Source organism: Pseudoxanthomonas sp. USHLN014, assembly GCF_037153335.1.
Lineage (GTDB): Bacteria > Pseudomonadota > Gammaproteobacteria > Xanthomonadales > Xanthomonadaceae > Pseudoxanthomonas_A > Pseudoxanthomonas_A winnipegensis.
The window spans coordinates 482,258-500,319 of record NZ_JBBCKO010000003.1; the positions used below are offsets into that span (position 1 = coordinate 482,258).

The following is an 18,062-nucleotide window of genomic DNA, read 5'->3' on the forward strand; positions in this document are numbered from 1 at the left end:
GGCCGGTCCCGGACGCTGGAGATCAGCCCCCTCGCCGCTCCGGGCGCCCCTCTTCCGGCACCGCTCCTCGCCCCAAAAACGCAAACGGGGCGCGGACTTACGTCCGCGCCCCGCCCGGGGTCACACCAATCTGGCCTAGGCGGTCAGAAGTCCGCGCCGAAGGTCAGGAAGTACTGCCGCGGCGCATCGGCATGGATGGCATAGCGCGTGCCGGCCGGGTCGGTCGGGGCGAACGAGCTGAGCTGGCCGGCGTAGCGCTTGTCGGTCAGGTTGGCCACGTTGAAGGCCACCCGCACGTTGCGCAGGCCCAGGCCGGGTCCGAAGTCGTAGCCGGTGCCGAAGTCGAAGGTGGTCACGCCCGGCACCGACTGGTCGTTGGTGTAGGTGTAGTAGCGCTTGCCGGTGTACTTGCCGCGCAGGCTGACGTTCCAGCCGCCGCCGCGCCAGCTCAGTTCGCTGGAGGCCATGCGCTGCGGCGTGTCGACGGTGATCTTGCCGGCCACCGGCACGACCTGGCCGCCGGAGACGTAGTTGTCCTCGTAGGTGCTCTTGTTCCAGGACAGCGCGTTGTACCACTCGAAGCCCGCGCCGGGCTTGAGGATGAAGGTCAGCTCGGCGCCGTTGCTCTTGACCGAGCCGACGTTGACGAACTTGGTGACGCACTCCGGGCGCGTGCCGACTTCGATGCTCGAACACGGGTTGAGCGAGAGCAGGCGGTTGTCGAACAGCACGTGGTAGGCCGCCAGCGAGGCCTGGTAGTGCTCGCCGAAGGTGCGCCAGCCGGCTTCCAGCGTGCGCGACTTCTCCGGCTCCAGGCCCTTGGCCGCGGCGAAGGACTGCGGCGTGACCTGCAGCGGGCCGCCGCTGCCGCCGCCGACGAAGGCGGCGATGTTCTGCGCGTAGGAGGCGAACAGCTCGTTGTCCTGGTTCAACTTGAAGCCCAGGCCGACCTGCGGCAGGGCGCTCTTCTTGGCCACTAGGGTGCCGCTGGCGAGCAGCGTTTCCACGCCGGGTTTGGCCTTGGCGGTCATCTCGGTGCGCGGGCTCTTGATGCCCACGTCCACGGTCAGGCGGTCGTCGAGGAAGCGCATCCGGTCCTGCACGTAGAACTGGCGGGTGCGGATGGTGTAGTCCTGGTCGAACAGGCGGCGGTCGGGCCGGTTGAGGTAGAAGTCGTCCAGGAACGGGCCGCTGACGTAGTAGAAATTGCGCTCGACGTTGTGGTCGTTGTACTCGTACCACAGGCCGGCCTCCAGCTCGTGCAGGCCCCAGCGCCAGTTCAGCGCCGCGGTGCCGCCGGTGCGGTTGATGGTGTAGTTGGTCGAGCGGATCGAGATCGGCAGCGCCTGCGGCGTGTTGGGGTACGAGGCCTGGCCCGGCGCCCACCAGTGGCCCTGGCCGCGGTTCTCGTGGTGGTAGGCCAGCAGCTTCAGGTGCGCCTCGCTGCCCAGGGCGATGTCGCCGTCGAGCGCGTAGAGGTTGTCGTCGCGCAGCGCGCGGCTCTGGTAGTAGGCGTCGTCGATGCTGTTGACCCCGCCGCTGAAGCGGCAGCGTGCGGCGTTGTAGGTCGCCGGCGCGCAGTAGGCCGCGGCCACGGCGCGGTCCCAGTCGGGGGCGTAGATGTTCCAGTCCCAGCCCAGGCCGCGGGCGAGCATGCTCTTGGACAGGTAGGAATAGTTCGGCTGGTTGACGCGCGAGGTGGCGATGAACGCGCCGAAGCGGTTGTCGCCCACGTTCCACACCGCCTTGGCGTTGAACTGCTTGGTCTTCTGCGCCTGGTGCGGCGGCGCCCACATGTCGGCGTCCTGGCGCACGGCGGAGACATAGGCCGAGAAGCCGTGCAGGTCGCCGGTGTCGGCGCGCAGGTAGGTGCGGTTCTGGTGGTCGCTGCCGATGGTCTGCTGCACGCGGCCGCCGGCCTCGGTGTCCGGGTCCTGCGAGTAGTACTGCAGGGTGCCGCCCAGGTTGCTGGTGGAGGCCACGCCCAGCGAGCCGATGCCCTGCGACAGTTCGACGCCGGCCAGGTTCTCGGGAATCAGCGCGCGCGAGATGCTCAGGCCGTTGTAGTTGCCGTAGCTGTTGTCGCCCAGCGGGATGCCATCGAGCGTATAGCCCAGGCGGCTCTTGTCGAAGCCGCGCAGGGTGATGGACTGCGATTCCTCGTTGGCGCCGAAGGCATCGTTGGACTGCACCGACACGCCCGGGAGCTTGTCCAGCAGCTTCTGCCCGCTGGTACCCGGCGGCAGCACCTGCTTGTCGACCTGGGTGATGCGCTGCACCTGGCGGGTTTCGCCGCGGCCGATGACCGACACGCTGTCCAGCGTCTTGGCGGTGGTGTCGGCGTCGGCCGGCGCGGCGGGCGGGGTGTCGTCGGTGGCGTAGGCGTTCGCAGCGCACAGGGCGAGCGACACCGCGACCGTCAGGGAGCGGATGTGCATGTTCGAAGCGTCGTTGGTCAAGGGAAGGTGCGTAGGCGCCCGAACACCTTGACCGACGAACATGAAAACTTTCTTACGAAGTTGGCGCGGCGTTGCACGCGTGCCGGGCGATACGCGCGTTGTGACGTACTGCGGCGCAGGCGCTACGGGTTCCTCAGGGTTTATGCCAGCCGTCTACTGCCTGTCTTCCCAGGGCCGGATCGTCGGTGAAGAAGCCATCGACGCCGGCATCGAGGAAGGCGCGCATCTCGCGGATCGAACCGGCGTCGCTGCGCGTGGCCGGTGCGCGGCCCTGCTGCAGGTCCTTGGGCAGGAAGGCGTTCTCGGGGCGGAAGGTGTAGGGCACCACCTTCAGTCCGGCCGCATGCGCGTCGGCGATGATCGTATTGGGCTTGCCCAGGTTGCCCTGGGCGTCCAGCGGCAGCAGCATGCGGTTGGCGGGGCCGAGCAGCTGGGCGTACTGGGCGATGGCCTTCAGGCCCTGCGGGGTGAGCATCTGCGCGTAGGTGGTGCTGCCGCCGGCGGCGAGCACGTCGCCAGGGCGCTCGTTCGGTGCGTCGATCAGCTGGACCAGGCGCACGTTGGGATGCGTATCGCCCAGCAGGGCGTGCAGCTGCTTGAGGTTGGCGATCTCGAAGGACTGGATCACGACCGGCGCGCTGCGTGTGTAGGCGTGCGCATCGAGCGTGGCCACGACCTTGGCCTCCATCGGCAGGCCCCGCTGCTGGAAGTAGGTCGAATGCTTGATCTCCGGGATCAGCCCGATCACGCGCCCGCGCGCGGCCGACTCGGCGGCGGTGAAGTCGATGATCTCGTCCAGAGTGACCAGCTGGAACTGGCCGTCGAAGGCGGTGCCGCGCAGCTTGGGCAGGCGTTCGCGCGCGCGCAGGGTCTTCAGCTCGGCCAGGGTGAAGTCTTCGGTGAACCAGCCGGTGACGGCATGGCCGTCGATGGTCTTGGTGGTCTGGCGGGCGGCGAATTCGGGGTGCGCGGCCACGTCGGTGGTGCTGCCGATCTCGTTCTCGTGGCGCGCCAGCAGGGCGCCGTCCTTGCTGGAGACCAGGTCGGGTTCGATGTAGTCGGCGCCGTCGGCGATGGCCTTGGCGTAGGAGGCCAGGGTGTGTTCGGGGCGCAGGGCGCTGGCGCCGCGGTGTCCGATCACCAGGGGCCGATCGCTCGGCACCGGTTTCGGCGGCGTGTCCTGTGCGGCGGCGTGGAAGGACAGGGTGGCGCCCATGCAGGCCATTAGGAACAGGGTCGATCGCATCATGCACTCCTTGGAAGCAGGCGCGCGTGGTCGCCCCTGCGTGACCGTGCAGCCTCGCATGCGGGGATGGCGCGTGGGTGACATTGCGTTACGGGCGTGGCCGGAGTCCTTCGAAGACAAGGAGTCTTTTGCTGATCGCGGGATCGCGGGATCGCAGCGCGTGCGCGTCTCGGCTGCGGAAGGGCAGCGGGCCGGCGGGCGGTGGCCGCTTTTCCCTCAATCAGGGCATCCTGCCCTGATTCGGGCGCTCGGCATCCTGCCTCGCTAGGCGCGGCCACCGCCCGCCGGCCCGCTGCCTCGCGCGTCAAGTCATAAGGCTTCGGTCGGAAGAAGTTCTGATCCCTTTTCTTTGTGAGTCCACTCCCACCGGGAGAGCTCGAAGTCGCGGCTGGCGATTGAGGGGGGGAGGGGGCGGGCGAAGCCCGCAACACCCAAAGCACTGGGTTGGGGTCCATCCGCTGCCAAGCTTCGCCAACAGATGCACGCAACGAAAAACGCCGCGCGGGCTGCCCCGCGCGGCGTTGGGTTGCATCGCTCGCGTCCTGTCCGGGCGCGGGCGGGGATCAGCCTTCGCCCAGCGCCTGGGCGACGAACGGCGGCGGCACCAGCGTGCCGGTGTGCTGGTGGGCGGTGTAGTACAGGGTCTGGAACGGCTTAGCCTGCGCGTCCTGGACGCGGAACGCGAAGTCCGCGCCGGCGTCCTTGGAGGCGATGGTCACGCTCCACCAGCCGGTCGGGTAGCACGGCTGCGGGAAGGGCAGGGTCTTGAACGACTTGAAGCCCGCCTTGCCCATCTCCGCGCGCATGTCGCGGATCAGGTCCAGCAGCGCCAGCGGCGATTCGGACTGCTGCACCAGCAGGCCGTCGGGCTTGAGCGCCTTGAAGCAGCTTTCGAAGAAGGCCTGGTTGAACAGCCCCTCGGCCGGGCCGATCGGGTCGGTGGAATCCACGATCACTACGTCCACGCTGCCCGCCGGGCAGTTGGCCATGTAGGCCACGCCGTCGTCGAACAGCAGCTCGGCGCGGGCATCGCCGTTGGATTCGCACAGCTCGGGGAAGTACTTCTCGGCCATGCGCGTGACCTGCTCGTCGATGTCGCACTGGGTCGCGCTTTCCACGCCCGGGTGCTTGAGCACCTCGCGCAGGGTGCCGCAGTCGCCGCCGCCGATGATCACCACGCGCTTGGGATTCGGGTGGGTGAACAGCACCGGGTGGCTGATCATCTCGTGGTAGAAGAAGTTGTCCTTGGTGGTGAGCATCATCGCCCCGTCGATCACCATCAACTTGCCCCAGTCGGTGCTGTCGTAGATCTCGATTTTCTGGAACGGGGACTGCACTTCGTCCAGCTTGCCCTTCAGGCGAAAGCCGATCGCCGAGCCGGTGGGCTGGAAGTGTTCGATGTACCAGGCGTCGTTGTCGCTCATCGGGGGGCGGTCCGGGCAAAAAAGGGGCGCAATTGTAGCCCACCGCCTGTTGCGTTCCCGGGTCTGTGGCTTAGCATCCGCCGTGGGGGATGGAGTTCACGAACAGGGGACGCAGGATGCAGTCTGTCGAGGCATATCGAGCGCTCGTGGAGCGCCTGCAGCGCCGCGCGGTGGCCGCGCCGCTGCTTTACCGGCTTCAGCTGGCCGGGCTGGCCGGATTGGGATTCGCGGTGCTGGCCGGCTCGGTGGTCGGGGCGCTGGGCGTTTCGGTCGGATTGGTCGTGGTGCTGGCGGCGATCAAGCCGGCGCTGGTCGCCCATTTGTTCAAACTGATCCTGATTCCGCTGATCTTCGGCTATTCGGTGCTGCGCGCGCTGTGGGTGCGGATCGAGCCCCCGCAGGGCTACCGGATCGCGCCGGGCGAGGCGCCGCTGCTGGAGGCCGAGGTCGAGCGCCTGCGCAGGGCGGCGGGCGCGCCGGCGCTGGCGGGCATCATCGTGGATACCGACCTGAATGCGGCGGCGGCCAGCGTGCCGCGCGTGTTGGGGCTGTTGGGGCATCGACACTTCCTGGTGCTCGGCCTGCCTCTGATGCAGGCGCTGAGCCGCGAGCAGCTGGCTGCGGTGATCGCCCACGAGTTCGGTCACCTGGGCGGCGGTCACGGCCGTTTCGGGGCGTGGATCTATCGGGTGCGGCTGAGCTGGTTCAGGTTGCTGCATGCGCTGGAGGTACGCGAAGCCTGGGCGGCGGGCATGTTCCGCAAGTTCTTCGGCTGGTACGCGCCTTACTTCAATGCCTACAGCTTCGTACTGGCGCGCGATAACGAGCTGGCAGCGGACCGGATCGCCGCACGGGTGTCCGGTGGCCAGACGGTGGCCGACGCCCTGGTCAAGACCAGCGTGCTGGGCGCTCGCCTGCATCAGGACTTCCTGCCCGCGGTGCATGAGACCGTGCGAGAACGGCCGCACCCGCCCGAGCTGCTGTATCGCGACATGGGCGCGGCGCTGCGTCATGCGCATCCGGGCGACGCCCAATGGCTGGAAGGCGCGCTGGCCCATGATGCCGGGTTGGACGACACGCACCCACCGCTTAGCGTCCGCCTCTCTGCCCTTGGCGCGACGCAGATCGCCCTGACCGAGCCGGCGCAATCGGCAGCGGAGGCCTTGCTGGGCGACCTGTTGCCGCGCCTGGAGCAGCATTTCAGCCAGCGCTGGCAGGCTGAGGTGCAGGGCAACTGGATGGCCGAATACCAGCGGCGCCAGGACCAGGCCCTGCGCGTGGCCGAGCTGGCCCGGATGCAGCGCTCGCCCGAGCAGGAGGTGGAATACCTGCTGCTGGCCGGGCATTTCCAGCAGGACGAGCAGGACCAGCTTGCGGCGCTGCAGGCGGCGGTTGCGCAGGTGCCGACGCATCTGCAAGGCCAGCTCCGCCTTGGGGCGCTGCTGCTGGACCGGGACGACGCGGCCGGTGTGGCGCATCTGCGGCAGGCCATTGCGCTGGATGCCGGCTATACCGGTGCGGTCCTGCAGCGCCTCCATGCCTTCTACCAGGCGAGGGGTGACGCGCCGTCGGCCCGGGCCGTGGAAGCCGAGTTCGAGGGCTGGCAGCGGCGGCAGCGCGCACTGACCAAGCGCCGCTTCACCTTGTCGGGAGAGGATCGGTTCCTGCCGCACGGCCTCCAGGGCGAGGCGCTCGCGCGACTGCGACAGGCGCTGGTCAAGACCAACGTGGTGCGGCGCGCCTGGCTGGTGCGCAAGGCCCTGCCCGATGACGATGCAGGCGAGCACTTTCTGCTGCTGGTACAGCTGCGCGGCCTGATGTTCAGCCGCGGAAAAGCGCTGCAGCGCGTGCTGGATGCGGTGGAACTGCCCGGCTCGATCCAGGTGTTCGACGGTGCCGATCGCCGTCGCTATGCCGGTCGATTGCGCAAGGCGGCCGGGACGCCGATCTGGCGGCGGGGGCGCTGACACAGCGGCGAAAGGAGGGGGGCGATAGAATGCGCGCCCCTCACGTTTCCAGGCAGCACCGATGACGCAGTGGTCCACCGACCAGGCACGCAAGACCTATTCGATCCCGCACTGGGCCGATGGGTATTTCGACGTGGACGCGGCCGGGCGCATCACGGTGGCCCCGCAGGGCCCGGGCGGCCCGGTGGTGGCGCTGCCGGAGGTGGTCGACGCCGCGCGTGCCGAGGGCGCCAAGCTGCCGCTGCTGGTGCGCTTTCCCGACATCCTGGGCCAGCGCCTGGGCAAGCTGCAGGCGGCCTTCGCCCAGGCCCAGGCGGACTGGAACTACGCTGGCGGCTACACCGCCGTCTATCCGATCAAGGTCAACCAGCATCGTGGCGTGGCCGGCACGCTGGCCGCGCACCAAGGCGAGGGCTTCGGCCTGGAGGCCGGCAGCAAGCCCGAGCTGATGGCCGTGCTGGCGCTCTCGCGCCCCGGCGGCCTGATCGTGTGCAACGGCTACAAGGACCGCGAGTACATCCGGCTGGCGCTGATCGGGCGCAAGCTGGGCCTGGAGACCTTCATCGTCATCGAGAAGCCCTCCGAGCTGAAGCTGGTGCTGGAGGAGGCCAAGGCGCTGGAGGTGATGCCCGGCCTGGGCGTGCGCATGCGCCTGGCCTCGCTGGGCGCGGGCAAGTGGCAGAACAGCGGCGGCGACAAGGCCAAGTTCGGCCTGTCCCCGCGCCAGGTGCTGGACCTGTGGAAGACCCTGCGCGACACCGAGTACGCGGCCTGCCTGAACCTGCTGCATTTCCACATGGGCAGCCAGATCTCCAACGTGCGCGACATCGCCAACGGCATGCGCGAGGCGGTGCGCTACTTCGTCGAGCTCTCCGCGCTGGGCGCCAGGATCAGCCATGTCGACGTCGGCGGCGGGCTGGGCATCGACTACGAAGGCACGCGTTCGCGCAGCTACTACTCGATCAACTACGGGCTGGGCTCCTACGCCGGCAACATCGTCCAGCCGCTGGCCGAGGCCTGCGAGGAACACGGCCTGGCCCCGCCGCGCATCGTCACCGAATGCGGCCGCGCCATGACCGCCCACCACGCGGTGCTGATCGCCAACGTGTCCGAGGTCGAGCAGGCGCCGGAGGGCCGCGTGCCCGACGCGCACGACGACGAGCCGGCCGCGGTGCGCCACCTGCGCGAGATCCACGACGAGCTGGACACGCGCCCGGCGGTGGAGCTGTTCCAGGAGGCCCAGCACTTCCACGCCGAGGGCCTGGCCGCCTACGCGCTGGGGCAGATCGACCTGACCCACCGCGCGCGCATCGACGATCTGTTCTACGCCATCGCCCACGGCGTGCGCGCACGCCTGAGCCACGAGGAAAAGAGCCACCGCCCGGTGCTGGACGAGCTCAACGACCGGCTGGTGGACAAGTACTTCGTCAATTTCAGCGTGTTCGAGTCGATCCCGGACGTGTGGGCCATCGACCAGGTGTTCCCGATCGTGCCGATCGAACGCCTGGATGAGCGCCCGCAGCGCCGTGGCATCGTCTGCGACATGACCTGCGACTCGGACGGCATGGTCAAGACCTATGTCGAGAACGAGAGCCTGGACAGCTCGCTGCCGCTGCATGCGATGAAGCCGGGCGAGTCCTACCGCATCGGCTTCTTCCTGGTCGGCGCCTACCAGGAGATCCTGGGCGACATCCACAACCTGTTCGGCGACACCGACGCGGTGGAGGTCACCTGTCAGGATGGCACCACGCGCATCACCCAGCAGCGCCGCGGCGACACCACCGACGTGATGCTCGACTACGTGGGCTATTCCTTGGCCGAGCTGCGCAGCGCCTACGCCCAGCGCGTGGCTGCCGCCGACCTGTCGGCCGAACGCGCGCAGGAGCTGTCCGCTGCCTTGGAGGCGGGACTGACGGGGTACACGTATCTTTCGGATGAGCCGTTGGCGTAGGGCTGTTTTTCCCTGCGATCTGGGGTGGTGCGCGTTTGGGATTGGGGATTCGGGATTAGGGATCAGAAGCCCAAGCCACACCGCGCCGAAGCGGCGCTAAAGCCGAAGCAACACCTCACCTCGTCATCCCCGCGAAAGCGGGGATCCATGGACTTACGCGCCGTGCACGGCGCGCAGCGACGCGCTGACCTACACGATCCACTAATCGTCGTTCCCGCGAACGCGGGAACCCAGCGCCTTGCGCGACCTGCGTGAACGTCCATGGGTTCCCGCTTTCGCGGGAACGACGATGCAGCGGCCATCGCGCCGCCTAATACAGGTTCTTCTTGTAGTCCTGATCCAGCCCGTGGCGCACCAGCCCCGGCACCGCGACCGCCGCGCGCACCATCGCCGCCTGCAGGCCGCTGCTGCGGTTAAGCCGCACATGGGCCTTGAATATCTCCGCGGGCGCCAGGTCGTCGGGAGGCTGCGCCGCCGGCCATAGTGCGGCGGCGGCCAGGGCGGCGCTGTCGCGCACCGCCCAGTGCGCCGGGGCGATGCGGGTCACCAGCTTGGGCGGCTTGTCGCCGACGGCCAGGCGGGCCCGGGCCGCGGCATCGGTGGTCAGCGTGGCTGTGCCACGGACGTGCAGCAGCCGCGTCTGGCCCGGCACCAGCGCGGCCAGCGACAGGCGCGGCTGTTCGAGCAGGTTGCGGAAGCTATCCACGCGCCGGTTGCCGGGGCGGTCGGGCAGCCACAGCGCCGCCTCGTCCGCCTGCAGCAGGGCGCCGGCCGGATCGCCCTTGGGACTGAGGTCGGCCTGGCCGGCGGCATTGACCGTGGCCAGGACCAAGAAGCGGCTGCGTGCGGCCGCCTGGACGGGCGCGAGCGGCGCGGCGAACGGATCGGGCGCGGCCTGCCAGAAGTCCGAGCGGATCAACGCCTTGGCGCAGTGCAGATAGCACTCGCGCACGGCGATGCCGATCCGGCCGTCCTCGACCCCGGCGACCTGGCCGTTGATGCGCAGGGTCTCGCCCAGGCCCGGCACGAGCCACAGCGAGCAGAAGCTCTGCCCGGCGCGCGCCAGGCGCGGATCGTCCAGTCGGGTGGGCGGCAGATCCAGCGTGGTCGGCGTATCGGTCCGGGCGAACCCGGCCGGGCCGCCGCCGACGGTGATGGCGATGCCTTCGGCGTCGCCGAAGCCGAAGAACGCCAGCGGCGAGGCCTGCAGCCAGCGCACCGCCCAGGCGTCCAGGTGGTCGATGACCTTCATGTCGCGCGGACCGGGCAGCGCGCCGATGCAGCGCTGCAGCGTGTCGGCGTCGGTGATCTGGGCGGTCATGGCCGCCGCACCGGCAGTGGCGGCGGGCAGGGAACAGGGCAGGTGCGCAGCATCGTCATTCCTCGATCGATCGGGTGAGATCGCTGGCACGACGCTGGCGTGCGCACAGTATCACGCCCGTCCGCGCAGGGCCCGGCCACTACGCTGAAGTGCGCGCTGGGCCTCGCTCGCACCGCCGCCGGAGGGCCGTCTGGCGCATCGCGGGCACGGCTCGGCGCATGGAGCCGGAAGGCGTATGGCGTCATGCCCTGCCGCGTGGAGTAATGGCGCCGCCCTCACTGACGTCTCTCGCTCCCATGGCAATCAGATCCAAGGCCGCGCTGGTATTCGTGCTGCTCGCCCTGACCGTCCAGCCCGCGCTGGCCGCACAGAACAGCGAGCGCGACGTGTCCGCGATCCGGCAGGTCGTCGAAGCCTTCCGCAGCGCCATCGTCGAGAAGGACAAGGCGCGGTTCACCGCGCTGTTCTTCTCCGAGGACCCGGCCCGGGTGACCTGGCAGTTCGTCAACGACGATGCGCGCCTGGCGCGGTTCCGTGCCGTCAAGCCGGATGCCATGAAGGCCCGCTACATCCCGCAGTCCAACTACCTGAGCTTCATCGACTCGATCGTGACGAGCGCCCAGGCCAGCGAGGAAGTGTTCTCCGACGTCAGGATCGACACCGATGGCGAGATCGCCGCGGTCGCCTTCGACTACGCCTACCTAGAGAATGGCAGGCAGACCAACCGGGGCAGGGAAATGTGGCAGCTGATCCGTACCGAGGCAGGCTGGAAGATCGTCTCGGTCGTCTGGACCATGCGCGATCCCGAGCGGGCCAGCTGACGCCGATGGCGCCGGACGCGTCGATCTTCTCGCCACCGCCGTGGCGCGTCTCGCTGATGGCGGCGCTGCCGATCGGCCTGTGCCAGCTGGTGATGGCGGTGCCGGCGGTGGGGCATGCGCATGCGCTGGCCTACCGCACCCTATATCTGCTGGCCTTCCTGGCCTGGGTGCCGGTGCTGATCTGGCTGCAGCGCGCGCTCGGGCGTGCCGGGTGTTCGCCCTGGAAGACGGTGCCGCTGCTGCTGGCGGTGACGTATCTGATGGCGGTGGTCAACAACGTGCTGGGCTTCCTGCTGCCCGAGGCGATGGGCTGGTCCGGGGCACAGCCTCCACGCTGGCCGCGCGTGTTCTTCGGCGTCGACGATTGCTGGCTGGCGCTGATCGCCTATTGCGCGGCCAATGCGCTGGTGGGGCACTCCCACGCACTCAAGGAGGCACAGGGCCGTCAGGCGCAGGCGCTGCTGGCCGCGCGCGATGCCGAACTGCGCGCGCTGCGCTACCAGCTCAATCCCCACTTCCTGTTCAACACGCTCAATGGCGTGTCCTCGCTGGTGGCGCAGGCGCGCGGCGAGGAGGCGCGCACCATGCTGGCGCGGCTGGGCGGCTTCCTGCGTGCCACGCTGGATCGGCCCTCCCATGAGGTGTCGGTGGCTGAGGAGCTGGCGATGACCGAGACCTATCTGGCCATCGAGCAGGTGCGGCTGGGCGACCGCCTGCGCGTGGAATGGGACATCGGGCCCGGTGTGCTGGACGCGTCGCTGCCGTCGCTGCTGCTGCAGCCGCTAGTGGAGAACGCGATCCGCCACGGCATCGCCAGACGCAGCGCGGCGGGCCGGCTGTCCATCGCGCTGCACGCGCGAGCCGGGGAGCTGCGGCTGCGCGTGGTCAACGATCTCGCGCCGGATGATGAGGCGCAGGGCGGACGAACGCTGGGCCATGCGAACGTGCGCCAGCGCCTGGCCTGGCTGTATCCGCAGCGCCACGCCTTCGCCGCCGGGCTGGAGGACGGCGTGTATGTGGTCGCCATCGCCATTCCGTTGCAGCGCCTGGCCCCGCGAGGCGATGCGGCGTGATCCGGATCGCGGTCATCGATGACGAGCCCTTGGCGCGCAGCGGCGTGATCGCCAGCCTTGCGCGCCATGAGGATGTCCAGGTGGTGGGCGAGTACGCCGACGGCGAGGCGGCGTTGGCCGGCCTCCCGCAGTGCCGGCCGGATGTGCTGATCCTCGATATCCAGATGCCTGGCCTGGACGGCATCGCACTGCTCCAGGCCATGGAGGCGCACGCGCGTCCGCTGGTCATCCTGCTGACGGCGCATGCCGAGTTCGCCGTGCCGGCCTTCGCGCTGGAAGCGTTGGACTATCTGCTCAAGCCGCTGGACGAGGAGCGCCTGGCCGACGCCATGGCCCGCGTGCGGCGTCGGCTGCAGGCGAGCGCTGCCGCTCCCGTTCCGCCGCCCAGCGAGCCGCGGCCTGAGCCGCTCACGCGCTTCGAGGTTCGGGTCGGGCGGCGGATCGTGTTCGTGCCGGTCGAGGAGGTCGAATATCTCCAGGCCGACGGCGACTACGTCACCCTGCACGTGGGATCCCGGCAATACCTGCTGCGCGATGCGCTGCAGCGCCTGCAGACCCAGCTCGACCCGGCGCGCTTCGTGCGCATCCATCGCTCCACCATGGTCAGGCTGGATTGCGTGGCCGAACTGCAGCCGCTCTCCAACAAGGACGGGCTGCTGCGGCTGCACAACGGCGCGCCGCTGCGCGTCAGCCGCACCTATGTCGATGCGTTGCGCGCCCAGCTGACCGGCGCTTCGGGCTGATGCGCTTCACCGCAGGCGGGGCACGGCCCGGCGCAACGGCGGTGAGCGGGACGCCGCGCGGACATAGACTTTCCCACTTCCCCTGTACGCCTGGCTCGACCCGATGATCCGCACCGACGCTCGCTACCCGGGCCTGGACCTGCTGCGCGCCATCGCCATCGTGTGGGTGATGTTCTTCCACGCCTGGGTGGTGGGTGGACTGGCGCCGGAATGGACCTGGCTGTCGCGCTACGGCTGGATGGGCGTGGACCTGTTCTTCGTGCTCAGCGGCTTTTTGATCGGCGGGCAGGTGCTGGCACCGCTGTCGCGCGGGCAGCCGCTGCGGTTCGGCGACTTCTATCTGCGGCGCGCGTTCCGCATCCTGCCGGCGTACTGGGTGGTGCTGGCGCTGTATGCGCTGGTGCCGGCCTGGCGCGAGCGGCCGGAGATGGAGCCGCTGTGGAAGTTCGTCCTGATGGTGATGAACCTGGGCAACGACTACAGCCGGCCCGCGTTCTCGCACGCGTGGTCGCTGTGCGTGGAGGAGCACTTCTATCTGGTCTTCCCCGTGCTGGCCTGGTGGCTGATGCGCAGGCCGGCCGCGTGGAAGGTGGCGCCGCTGGCGGCGCTGGTGATGGTCGGTGGCATCGCGCTGCGCGCCGGCATCTGGCTGCACGACACCGCCGCCGAGGCCGCCGGCGGGGCGCAGCGCAACTGGTTCATCGAGGATCTCTACTACCCGACCTGGAACCGCCTGGACGGCCTGCTCTGCGGCGTGCTGCTGGCGATGCTGAAGACCTTCCGCCCCGCGCTGTGGGCGCATGCGCAGCGGTACGCCAACGGCGCGCTGGCGGTGGGGCTTGCGGTGATGGCATTGGCGCTGTGGCTGTTCCGCGACCGCAGCGGGCTGGTGGGCAATGCGGTGGGCTGGCCGGTGCTGTCGATCGGGCTGGCGCTGCTGGTGTTCGCCGGGGCGGGCCGCAGCAGCCTGATCGGGCGTTGGGCGCTGCCGGGCGCAGCCTGGCTGGCCGGCGTGTCCTACAGCCTGTATCTGGTGCACAAGGCCGTGTTCGTGCAGGTGCAGGACCATCTGGGCCAGGCCATCGCCGGCTGGGGCGATGCGCAGGTGCTGGTCTATGGCGGCGCGTCGCTGCTGGCGGCTGCGCTGCTGCATTACGCGGTGGAGCGGCCGTTCCTGCGCCTGCGCGGCCGCGTGCTCAGGCCGCGCACCACACCCATGCCGGCCACGGACGCCGCTTGAGCGTCCGCGGTCGGCGCAGGCAGAGAGACTTACTGACGCGCGACCTGGAAGCCGGCGAAGGACTGGCTCACCGGCATGATCTCCAGCCGGTTGATGTTGAGGTGCGCCGGCAGCGTGGCGACGTAGAAGATCTGCTCGGCGATGTCCTCGCCGGTCATCGGCGTGGCGCCGCCATAGAGCTTGTCCGAGGCGGCCTGGTCGCCGCCGGTGCGCACCAGGGTGAACTCGGTCTCGGCCATGCCCGGTTCGATGCTGGTCACGCGCACGCCGGTGCCGTGCAGGTCGCTGCGCAGGCCCAGCGAGAACTGCCGCACGAAGGCCTTGGTGCCGCCGTAGACATTGCCGCCGGTGTAGGGATAGGTGGCCGCCACCGAGGAAATGTTGATGATCGCGCCCTTGCGGGCGATCAGCACCGGCAGCAGCTTGCGCGTGATGGTGACCAGCGCGGTCACGTTGGTGTCGATCATCTGCTGCCACTGCGCCAGGTCCGCCTCCTGCGCCGGCACCGTGCCCAGCGCCAGGCCGGCGTTGTTGACCAGCACGTCGATGTCGGCGAAGCCGGCGGGAAGCGCGGCCAGGGCCGCATCCAGCGCGGCGCCGTCGCGGATGTCGAAGGCGGCGGCGTGCACCACCTCGCTGCCGAACTGCTCGACGAACGGCGTCAGCCGCTCGGCGCGGCGGCCTGTGGCGATCACCTTCCAGCCGGCGTTGGCGAAGCGGGTCACCGCGGCTGCGCCGAAGCCGGAGGTGGCGCCGGTGATCAGGACAGTCTTGCTCATGTCGATTCCTTGGGGGAGGGAAACAGGGGGCGGCGCGCATGCAGCGCCGCGCCGGCCAGCGCGCCAAGCGCGGCGGCCAGCAGCTGCAGGCCCACGCCCAGCACGTTGCTGGCCAGCACGTCCTGGATCGTCAGCCACAGCGGCCGCTGCGGCATGTGACGGTCGGCCAGCTGCACCAGCAGGCACAGGGCCAGCAGCTGCAGGGCGAACATCAGCGCCACGCCGAGCGGAAGAAAGCGTCGCCCGCCGATCCAGCCGCCCAGCAACAGGCTGAAGGCGCCGGCCAGGCAGTGCGCGGGCTGGATCAGGCTGTTGCCGTGCAGCTCGAGCACGCGCCAGCCGGGCGGCAGGAGCCGCCAGATCAGCACGCCGAGCAGCAAATCCACGGTGAAGGCGACCGCGGCCGCCAGGATCAGGCGCTCGCGCTGGGTCGCCGGGGCGATCACCGGGCCTTGATCGGCATCGCCGGCAGGCCGCCGCTGGCCAGTTTCTGCTTGGCCTCGGCCAGTTCGCTGGCGGTGGCGTAGGGCCCCATGCGCACGCGGTAGACGGTCTTGCCGGCCGAGTCGCCCGATTCCACGCGCGCGCTCAGCCCCAGCATCGCGATCTTGGCCTTGACCGCCTCGGCATCGCCGGACGCGCTGAAGCTGCCGGCCTGCAGGATGTAGGCGACATCGCCTGCGGCGCTGGCCACCGCATTGGACGCGGCGGCCTGGGCGACGGTGGTCTGGGTCGGCGTGGCCGAGGGCACCTTGGTGATCTCATCCAGCGGCGTGGGCTGCTGGGCGGCGGTCGTCGTGGTCTCGGCGATGGGCTGGGGCTGGCCGGCGTTCTTGGCCGCATCCTCGCGCGCCTGCTGCGCGGCCAGCTTGGCCTTGCGGTCGGCCTCGGCGCGCGCGCTGGCGGCCAGTTCGGCGTCGGACATCTGCACTTCGCGGCCCGGCAGCAGCGTGTAGAAGTCGTACTGGGTCGGGCGTTCGGGCGGCTTCTTGGCGGCTTCGGCCGTCGCCGCGGGCGCGGCTCCGGTCTCGGCCGGGGCCGAGGCGGGCGGGGTGGCGCTGTCGTCCTCGCTCACCGGCGCGGGGCGCGCGTCGGGGTTGGGCTTGGGCCGCAGGAAGGTGTCGCCGTCCTTCTTCATCAGGTCCGGCACGATGAAGAACGCCGCCGCGCCCAGCACCAGCCCGGCGATCAGCCAGACCCAGCCGGGCGTGCCGTTGCCGTTGGTGCGCTTGGCCTGGGATTTACCGCGTCGTGCCGCCATCTTGTTCTTGTTCTCGTAGAAGTCGTCTTACATGCGCTCGGGCGCGGACACGCCCAGCAGGTCCAGACCGTTGGCCAGGGCCTGGCGCACCGCCAGGGCCAGCGCCAGGCGCGCGTTGCGCGCATCGGCATCGTCGATGAGGATCGGTTCGCCGTCGTACCAGGCCTGGAAAGCATAGGCCAGTTCGCGCAGGTATTGCGCGATGGCATGCGGCTCCAGCGAAACGCCGGCCGCTTCGACCACTTCCGGATAGCGCGACAGTTCCACCATCAGCGCGATCGAGGTGGCGTCCTCGAGCGAGGGCAGCGCGGCGATGCCCGCGTCCTGATCGTAGGCCGCATAGCCCTTCTCCTCGACGCGGCGCAGCAGGCTGCACACGCGCGCATGGGCGTACTGCACGTAGAAGACCGGGTTGTCCTTGCTCTGCTCGCGCGCCAGGTCGATGTCGAAGGTCAGCTGCGAATCTGGCTTGCGCGCGATCAGGAACCAGCGCGTGGCGTCGGCGCCGGCTTCCTCGATCAGGTCGCGCAGGGTCAGGTAGCTGCCGGCGCGCTTGGACAGTTTCACTTCCTCCCCGCCGCGCATCACGGTGACCATCTGGTGCAGCACGTATTCGGGCCAGCCCTTGGGGATGCCCACGTCCAGCGCCTGCAGGCCGGCGCGCACGCGCGCCAGCGAGCCGTGGTGGTCGGCGCCCAGCTCGGTGATCGCGCGCTCGTAGCCGCGCTGCCACTTGGACAGGTGGTAGGCCACGTCCGGCACGAAGTAGGTATAGGTGCCGTCGGACTTGCGCATCACGCGGTCCTTGTCGTCGCCGTAGTCGGTCGACTTGAGCCACAGCGCGCCGCCTTCCTCGTAGGTGTGGCCGGACTTGATCAGCGTCTCGACGGTCTCCTCGACCTTGCCGTCGCGGTAGAGCGCGCTCTCCAGGAAGTACACGTCGAAGCCCACGCCGAAGGCGGCCAGGTCGGCGTTCTGCTCGCGGCGCAGGTAGGCCACGGCGAAGCGGCGGATGGCATCGAGGTCCTCGATGTCCTTGGCGCCGGTGACGGTGTGGCCTTCGATCTCGATGACATCGCCGCGCAGGTAGGCGGCGGCGACATCGGCGATGTAGTCGCCGTTGTAGGCCGCCTCGGGCCAGTCGGCGTCGCCGGGCTTGAGGCCGTGCAGGCGCGCGTAGGTGGACCTGGCCAGGTTCTCGATCTGTACGCCGGCGTCGTTGTAGTAGAACTCGCGCTTGGTGTTCCAGCCGTTGGCGGCCAGCACGCGCGCCAGGCAGTCGCCGATCACCGCGGCGCGGCCGTGACCCACGTGCAGCGGGCCGGTCGGATTGGCCGAGACGTATTCCACGCCGACCGTGCGGCCGGCGCCGGACGCGTTGCGGCCGTACTGCGCGCCCTGGGTCAGCGCGGCCACGGCCTCGCGCTGGTAGGCGGCATTGGCCAGGTGGAAGTTGATGAAGCCGGGTCCGGCGATCTCGATCCGGGCGATATCGGCGCTGGCCGGCAGCGCGTCGACTAGGGCCTGGGCCAGGGCGCGCGGATTGCTGCGCGCCGGCTTGGCCAGCAGCATGGCGGCATTGGTGGCGAAGTCGCCGTGCTCGCGGGTCTTGGGACGCTCGACGGTGAAGTCCGGGGTGGCGGTCTCGGCGGGCAGGGTGCCGGACTGGCGCAGGGCGTCGATGCCCTGGGCGATGCGGGCACGCAGATCGGATTTCACGGGGTTCTGGCTCGATGGGTCACGCGGGACCGGACATTTTAGCCCACGGCCGCCGCCT

General features: G+C 69.6%; 14 protein-coding genes. 6 read left to right on the forward strand and 8 right to left on the reverse strand.

Translation table 11 applies throughout. The features are described 5' to 3' along the window. Nucleotides 1–143 precede the first annotated feature (143 nt). The 3 genes from WFQ05_RS09055 to speE all read right to left on the reverse strand — a co-directional run bounded on the left by WFQ05_RS09055 (nucleotide 144) and on the right by speE (nucleotide 5,129). Complete coding sequence (locus WFQ05_RS09055) at nucleotides 144–2,438, reverse strand: TonB-dependent receptor (RefSeq protein ID WP_337053525.1); 2,295 nt, start codon at nucleotides 2,436–2,438, stop codon at nucleotides 144–146. A 154-nt stretch (nucleotides 2,439–2,592) separates the two neighbouring features. Beyond that, nucleotides 2,593–3,708: a glycerophosphodiester phosphodiesterase gene (locus WFQ05_RS09060; protein WP_337053527.1), complete on the reverse strand. Its 1,116-nt coding sequence runs from the start codon at nucleotides 3,706–3,708 to the stop codon at nucleotides 2,593–2,595. A gap of 560 nt (nucleotides 3,709–4,268) precedes the next feature. Continuing rightward, the gene (gene speE, locus WFQ05_RS09065) at nucleotides 4,269–5,129 is read right to left on the reverse strand and encodes a polyamine aminopropyltransferase (protein WP_131660992.1); all 861 of its coding nucleotides are present in this window, start codon (nucleotides 5,127–5,129) and stop codon (nucleotides 4,269–4,271) included. An 89-nt stretch (nucleotides 5,130–5,218) separates the two neighbouring features. On the opposite strand from speE, the gene WFQ05_RS09070 reads away from it, so the two are divergent. Both WFQ05_RS09070 and speA read left to right on the forward strand, forming a co-directional pair. Beyond that, nucleotides 5,219–7,096 (forward strand): M48 family metallopeptidase, encoded by a 1,878-nt coding sequence (locus WFQ05_RS09070; RefSeq protein WP_337053528.1) that lies wholly within the window; start codon nucleotides 5,219–5,221, stop codon nucleotides 7,094–7,096. Between the two features lie 61 nt (nucleotides 7,097–7,157). Further along, nucleotides 7,158–9,047, forward strand: coding sequence for an arginine decarboxylase (speA, locus tag WFQ05_RS09075; protein WP_337053529.1), 1,890 nt, complete (start codon nucleotides 7,158–7,160; stop codon nucleotides 9,045–9,047). A gap of 310 nt (nucleotides 9,048–9,357) precedes the next feature. Here speA and WFQ05_RS09080 read toward each other — a convergent pair whose 3' ends face one another. Then, entirely contained in the window at nucleotides 9,358–10,368 is a 1,011-nt protein-coding gene (locus tag WFQ05_RS09080; protein WP_337053530.1) for a pyridoxamine 5'-phosphate oxidase family protein, read from the reverse strand. Nucleotides 10,369–10,664: 296 nt separating this feature from the next. Here WFQ05_RS09080 and WFQ05_RS09085 point away from each other — a divergent pair, with 296 nt between their 5' ends. The 4 genes from WFQ05_RS09085 (at nucleotide 10,665) to WFQ05_RS09100 (ending at nucleotide 14,245) form a co-directional block, all read left to right on the forward strand. Next, nucleotides 10,665–11,189 carry a nuclear transport factor 2 family protein gene (locus tag WFQ05_RS09085; RefSeq protein WP_337053532.1) on the forward strand — a complete coding sequence of 175 codons (525 nt, stop codon included), beginning with the start codon at nucleotides 10,665–10,667 and terminating at the stop codon, nucleotides 11,187–11,189. Nucleotides 11,190–11,194: 5 nt separating this feature from the next. Further along, nucleotides 11,195–12,262 carry a histidine kinase gene (locus WFQ05_RS09090; protein ID WP_337053533.1) on the forward strand — a complete coding sequence of 356 codons (1,068 nt, stop codon included), beginning with the start codon at nucleotides 11,195–11,197 and terminating at the stop codon, nucleotides 12,260–12,262. After that, nucleotides 12,259–13,005 carry a LytTR family DNA-binding domain-containing protein gene (locus WFQ05_RS09095; RefSeq protein ID WP_337053534.1) on the forward strand — a complete coding sequence of 249 codons (747 nt, stop codon included), beginning with the start codon at nucleotides 12,259–12,261 and terminating at the stop codon, nucleotides 13,003–13,005. Before WFQ05_RS09090 ends, WFQ05_RS09095 begins: the two co-directional genes overlap by 4 nt. A gap of 103 nt (nucleotides 13,006–13,108) precedes the next feature. Next, a complete protein-coding gene (locus tag WFQ05_RS09100; RefSeq protein WP_337053535.1) occupies nucleotides 13,109–14,245 on the forward strand; it encodes an acyltransferase in 1,137 nt (378 codons plus the stop codon). Between the two features lie 29 nt (nucleotides 14,246–14,274). Here WFQ05_RS09100 and WFQ05_RS09105 read toward each other — a convergent pair whose 3' ends face one another. Genes WFQ05_RS09105 through argS form a run of 4 tightly spaced genes read right to left on the reverse strand, consistent with a single transcriptional unit; the run spans nucleotide 14,275 to nucleotide 18,004 of the window. Continuing rightward, entirely contained in the window at nucleotides 14,275–15,024 is a 750-nt protein-coding gene (locus tag WFQ05_RS09105; protein ID WP_130532299.1) for an SDR family NAD(P)-dependent oxidoreductase, read from the reverse strand. Further along, complete coding sequence (locus WFQ05_RS09110) at nucleotides 15,021–15,470, reverse strand: hypothetical protein (RefSeq protein WP_337053537.1); 450 nt, start codon at nucleotides 15,468–15,470, stop codon at nucleotides 15,021–15,023. Before WFQ05_RS09110 ends, WFQ05_RS09105 begins: the two co-directional genes overlap by 4 nt. Next, nucleotides 15,467–16,285, reverse strand: a complete 819-nt coding sequence (locus WFQ05_RS09115) for an SPOR domain-containing protein (RefSeq protein WP_337053539.1) — start codon at nucleotides 16,283–16,285, stop codon at nucleotides 15,467–15,469. Before WFQ05_RS09115 ends, WFQ05_RS09110 begins: the two co-directional genes overlap by 4 nt. Nucleotides 16,286–16,312: 27 nt before the next feature. Beyond that, on the reverse strand, nucleotides 16,313–18,004 hold the full coding sequence (argS, locus tag WFQ05_RS09120; RefSeq protein WP_337053540.1) for an arginine--tRNA ligase: 1,692 nt from the start codon (nucleotides 18,002–18,004) through the stop codon (nucleotides 16,313–16,315). Between the last annotated feature and the right edge of the window lie 58 nt (nucleotides 18,005–18,062).

Bases quoted from the DNA above. Each gene is read 5' to 3' on its own strand.
- speE (WP_131660992.1), bottom strand. From the start codon at position 5,129: ATGAGCGACAACGACGCCTGGTACATCGAACACTTCCAGCCCACCGGC.
- WFQ05_RS09080 (WP_337053530.1), bottom strand. From the start codon at position 10,368: ATGACCGCCCAGATCACCGACGCCGACACGCTGCAGCGCTGCATCGGC.
- WFQ05_RS09100 (WP_337053535.1), top strand. From the start codon at position 13,109: ATGATCCGCACCGACGCTCGCTACCCGGGCCTGGACCTGCTGCGCGCC.
- WFQ05_RS09055 (WP_337053525.1), bottom strand. From the start codon at position 2,438: ATGCACATCCGCTCCCTGACGGTCGCGGTGTCGCTCGCCCTGTGCGCT.
- WFQ05_RS09060 (WP_337053527.1), bottom strand. From the start codon at position 3,708: ATGATGCGATCGACCCTGTTCCTAATGGCCTGCATGGGCGCCACCCTG.
- WFQ05_RS09105 (WP_130532299.1), bottom strand. From the start codon at position 15,024: ATGAGCAAGACTGTCCTGATCACCGGCGCCACCTCCGGCTTCGGCGCA.
- WFQ05_RS09090 (WP_337053533.1), top strand. From the start codon at position 11,195: ATGGCGCCGGACGCGTCGATCTTCTCGCCACCGCCGTGGCGCGTCTCG.
- WFQ05_RS09085 (WP_337053532.1), top strand. From the start codon at position 10,665: ATGGCAATCAGATCCAAGGCCGCGCTGGTATTCGTGCTGCTCGCCCTG.
- WFQ05_RS09115 (WP_337053539.1), bottom strand. From the start codon at position 16,285: ATGGCGGCACGACGCGGTAAATCCCAGGCCAAGCGCACCAACGGCAAC.
- speA (WP_337053529.1), top strand. From the start codon at position 7,158: ATGACGCAGTGGTCCACCGACCAGGCACGCAAGACCTATTCGATCCCG.
- WFQ05_RS09070 (WP_337053528.1), top strand. From the start codon at position 5,219: ATGGAGTTCACGAACAGGGGACGCAGGATGCAGTCTGTCGAGGCATAT.